Here is a 4,462-nt window from a genome sequence, read left to right on the forward strand (position 1 = left end):
CCTGGGGTCCCCGCGCGCCCCTCGCGCCCCCCGCGCGCCCCGAGGTGGTCCGGTCCGGAGAGCGTCTTCCAGGTTACCCGGTCGAACAGAAGCCCCTATCAGCCGCCAACCCGTTCGGGAAACTGGCGAGAAGACACACCGTCAGACGTTTCCCGCTCGACAAACACCGAACAAATGTTCCACACTCTGTTCGCACAAGAGTTCGAACACGTGGTGCCCCCGCCTCACTCCGCGGCGCCGCCACGCACGCACGGGCAAGCAACCGGAAGGCAGGCGTCCATGGCTCAGCAGGCCGAGGCATCGCGACCGCACATCCCGCTCCAGGACCGCCTCCGCCAGCTCCTCGACGGACCCGTCGCCCTCGACAAGAGAGCTCTGCTCGGCACCCTGTGCGCCGAGGTCTCCCGCTGCGAGACCCTCGCGTACGCGGCGGGCTGGAACGACGCCCTCGCGACGGTGCGGCGCGGCTCCCGCCGGGACGAGGACGCCTAGCCGCCCGCACCGCCCTCACGAACGAGCCCCTGCCGGGATACGGCGGGGGCTTTTCGGCGCTTGGCCCTCACCGGCCGGAAGCGGAGCAATCATGACAGTAACGGACGAACGGATCTCGACCCAGATATCCGACCTGAAGCAGTACCTCACGAAGGTCGACCAGGGCCTCCTGCCCACCACCGACTGGATGACGCAGCAGCTGGCGCCCGTCAACAAGCTGATCGAAGACCTCAAGGCGCAACAGGAGAAGGTCGCCGAGGAAGTCGTCAAGGCTCCGTGGGAACAGGTGATGGAGCAGCTCGGCCTGGGCGCCGTGGCCGAGATGATCAAGAAGTTCAACGAGGAGGGCCTCGTGGCCGGCCTCGGCGCCACCCTCGTCGCCCTCGGCAGCGTCATCGTCCCCATCCTCCTGGTCGCGCTCAGCGCCTTCCTGGTCTTCCAGCTGCAGAAGTGGCACGCCGGCAGGAACAACGACCAGACGATCGGCCAACGCCCGGACGGAAGCTGGGGCCGGCGGTCCTTCACGGACATCCAGAACGAGAGGAACGGCGTCGCCCCTGGCGGCATGGCCGACATCCCGGCGGACGCCAACTTCGACGAACTGCGCAGTCAGCTCGAACGGCTGAACCCGCACCTCGCCAAGTTCAACCTCCACGCCCCGTCGTTCGTCACGAACTTCCGCAAGATGCCGACGAAGGGCGCGGAGGCGAAGGCGGACGTCGTCGTGAAGATCGCCGAAGCCGTCAAGGACGTCGACCACCAGGTCATGGCCTCGGTCGCCAGCGGCATGGGCAAGATCAACGGCGCGGTGAAGAACGCGAACCCCCGCAAGACCGGCAAGTTCGCCGAGGCCATCGGGAAGCTCAAGCTCGCCATGAAGGACCTGGACGTGGACAAGGTCCCCAAAATGGCGACCTTCCAGAACGCGGCCAACGCGGCCAAGGACCTCGCCCAGCACACCGGAACCCTCTCCGGGCGGATGGGCGACTTCGCTCAGGCCGTACGCGAGCTCGACAGGGCGATGAACGGCGCCCCGGCCTGATCCCCCCACCCCGAAAGGAGGTAACCCATGTCTCTCGTCAGTTCCCTCAGGAAGTCGTCCGACTCCCTGCGCACCCTCAAGACCCAGGCATCCGGCGCCGGCGGCTCGGTCAGGAAGATCGGCGACGCCGGAAAGTCGGCGTCCGGCCAGCTCAAGACCCTCCGCACCAACGCCCAGGGCTCCACCACCCAGCTCAAGAACCTCAAGACCGCCTCGGAACAGGCCGAGCGCGCCATGAAGAAGGCCGGCGACACCGCCCAGTCGGCCGGCACCAAACTCGGCAGGTACGAGTCCGGCGCCGGCAAGGCCGCCAAGGGCCAGGACAAGCTCAACAAGTCCATGAAGGGCAACTTCCTGGTCCGCCTGCTCGAACTCTTCATGCCGCTCATCGAGGCGATCGTCGACATGGCGCTCCGCTCGAAGACGATGCAGACGGTCCTGAAGAAGGCCTTCAGCGCCATCAAGAGCGTCATCAGCTCCGTCATGAAGGCCGTCGGGCCGATCATGAAGAAGGCCGGCGACCTGATCAAGACGGTCTGGAACGGCATCAAGAAGGCCATCTCCACCGTCGTCAAGGCCGTCGCCACCGTCATCAAGACCTACGTGAAGATCTGGAAGACGGTCATCACCACGGTCATGAAGGCGATCAAGACCGTGATCAGCACGGTCTGGAACGGCATCAAGGCCGTCATCACCCCGGTGGTGAACTGGATCAAGTCCGCGATCCCGAAGGCCTTCAGCGCCGTGAAGGACAAGATGTCGTCCATCTGGAACGGCCTCAAGGACATCGCGTCCCGGGCGTTCGACGGCATCAAGAGCGGTGTGAAGGGCCCGATCAACGCCGTCATCGGCCTCATCAACTCGATGATCGGCAGCCTCAACCGCGTCAAGGTCAGCGTCCCCGGCTGGGTCCCGGTCGTCGGCGGCAAGACCTTCGGCGTCAGCATCCCGACCATCCCCATGCTCGCCACCGGCGGTGTCGTCATGCCCCGCACCGGCGGTGTCCCGGCGATCCTCGCCGAGGCCGGCGAGGCCGAGGCCGTCCTCCCGCTCTCCAAGCTGGACCGGCTCCTCGCCCAGACCGCCCGCCGCGCCCGCGCGGCCCAGGGCAACCAGACCATGGGCGGCGCCGGCGGCGGGCTGCACATCGAGCACTACCACGCGGCCCGCAACAGCGACCCGCACGCGACCGCCGCCGCGCTCATGTACCTCGTGAAGGCGCGTGGAGCACGCGCATGAGTGCCGCGCTCGTCGCCATGCCCAGGTTCGGCACGGTCGTCGCGCCGATGAACGGCCTGCGCCAGGGGCTCGGTGGAACGAGCGGCACACTGAGGAAACTCCGGCAGGACGTCCAGCGGGCGGCGACCGGTGCCGGCGGCCTCGCCACCGCGGCCCGCAACGCCGGAACCTCCCTGCGCGCCCTCGGCCAGAACGCCTCCGGCGCCGCCACCGCCATGACCAGGATCCGACGCTCCACCGCCCCCGCGGGCGTCAAGCGGATCGGCGCCGCCGCCGGCAAGGCCCGTACCGCCGCCCGCAGGATCGGGACCGGCGCCGGGGTCGTCCTCGGCATGCTCCTGCCGCTGCTGCCCGTCACGGACGTCATCTCGACCATGATGGGCACCTTCGGCACCGTCATGACCATCGCGTCGGTCGCCATGACAGGCGTCAACGTCGCCATGCGGGCCAACCCGCTCGGCTTCGTCGTCGGCCTGATCGTGCCCATCGCGGCGTACCTGATCGAACTGGCCGTCAACTCCCAGACCGGTCAGCGGATCATCAAGCAGGTCCTCCAGCAGGCGCTGAAGGGATTCCAGGCGGTCTGGAAGTTCATCCAGCCGTTCATGAAGGCCCTCGGCCAGGCCATCGGCACCTACGCCAAGGCGTACCTGACCGTCTTCAAGACCGCACTCAAGATCGTCGGAGCGGCCATCGGCGGCATCTCCAGGATCGGCTCCGCCGTCCGCTCCGCCTCGAACGCGCTGCGCGGTATCGCCTCCCGCACGATCGGCGGCATCAAGAACGCCGTACGGCCGGTCGTCGACTGGATCACCGACAAGATCCCCGGCTTCTTCCGCACCGCCAAGGACGCGGTGAGCAGGGCTCTGCGCGGCATCGGCGATCTGATCGAGGGCGCGCTGAACACGGTGCTCGGCGTCGTCAAGGGACCGATCAACGGTCTCATCGCCTTCGCCAACTGGATCATCGACGGGCTCAACGAGCTCAGCTTCGAGATCCCCCTGACCGGCAAGAAGTTCGGCGTCGAACTCGACAAGCTGCCCATGCTCGCCGAGGGCGGCATCGTCTCCCCCGGAAACGCGGACGACTACCGCATCGACTCGCTCTCCCAGCTGGAGAACCGCCGCGTCCCGGCCCTCACGGAACCGCCGCCGAAGCCGCACCGCGTCCGGGACTTCCACGAGGAGCCCGGCGCCGGCCCCCGGTCGACCGCCGAGGACCTGCTCTTCCTCGCGACCGCCCACCGCTGATCGCGGACCGCCCACCGCCGACCCATCCCAAGTGAGGTGACGGCCCCATGGCCGAGACCACGACCCCGTACGCCGGAAACAACCACACCGCCGACCTCGCGCCCGGCTCCCTCATCACCCAGGACGGGCAGATGCAGTGGGCCGGGCTCCTCATAGGGCCCGGCACCCCGTTCGCCGTCGACAAGTCAGGCCTGTCGGGCTGGGAGGACCTGCCCGAGTACGACTCCGCCGACGCCGACCGACCCACCTCCCACGGCGCCTGGCCGGGCGCCCGGTACGCCAAGCCGCGCAAGGTCGGCGGCACGATCGTGCTGATGCCGGAGTACGACGGCACGGCCGGGGCCGTCCGCGCGCTGCGGCAGTCCCTCGCCCTCCTCGACGAGGAGCGGTGGCTCACCGTCCGGCTGCACGGCGAGCTGCTCGCCGTGCAGCCGGACGG

Annotated in this window: 4 protein-coding genes and 1 pseudogene; all 5 read left to right on the top strand. The window is 68.5% G+C overall.

All coding sequences use genetic code 11. The features are described from left to right. Positions 1–279: 279 nt before the first annotated feature. A complete protein-coding gene (locus tag AOK00_RS17715) occupies positions 280–492 on the top strand; it encodes a hypothetical protein (protein ID WP_055601281.1) in 213 nt (70 codons plus the stop codon). A gap of 91 nt (positions 493–583) precedes the next feature. Further along, positions 584–1,534, top strand: a complete 951-nt coding sequence (locus AOK00_RS17720; protein WP_055601282.1) for a hypothetical protein — start codon at positions 584–586, stop codon at positions 1,532–1,534. A gap of 27 nt (positions 1,535–1,561) precedes the next feature. Then, positions 1,562–2,773, top strand: a complete 1,212-nt coding sequence (locus AOK00_RS17725) for a phage tail protein (RefSeq protein ID WP_055601283.1) — start codon at positions 1,562–1,564, stop codon at positions 2,771–2,773. Then, positions 2,770–4,023, top strand: coding sequence for a hypothetical protein (locus tag AOK00_RS17730; protein ID WP_055601284.1), 1,254 nt, complete (start codon positions 2,770–2,772; stop codon positions 4,021–4,023). Before AOK00_RS17725 ends, AOK00_RS17730 begins: the two co-directional genes overlap by 4 nt. Positions 4,024–4,070: 47 nt before the next feature. Beyond that, positions 4,071–4,462: pseudogene (locus AOK00_RS17735) on the top strand (phage distal tail protein); the annotation flags it as partial.

Origin of the sequence: Streptomyces aureus, assembly GCF_001418135.1 — a bacterium.
Taxonomy (GTDB): domain Bacteria; phylum Actinomycetota; class Actinomycetes; order Streptomycetales; family Streptomycetaceae; genus Streptomyces; species Streptomyces aureus_A.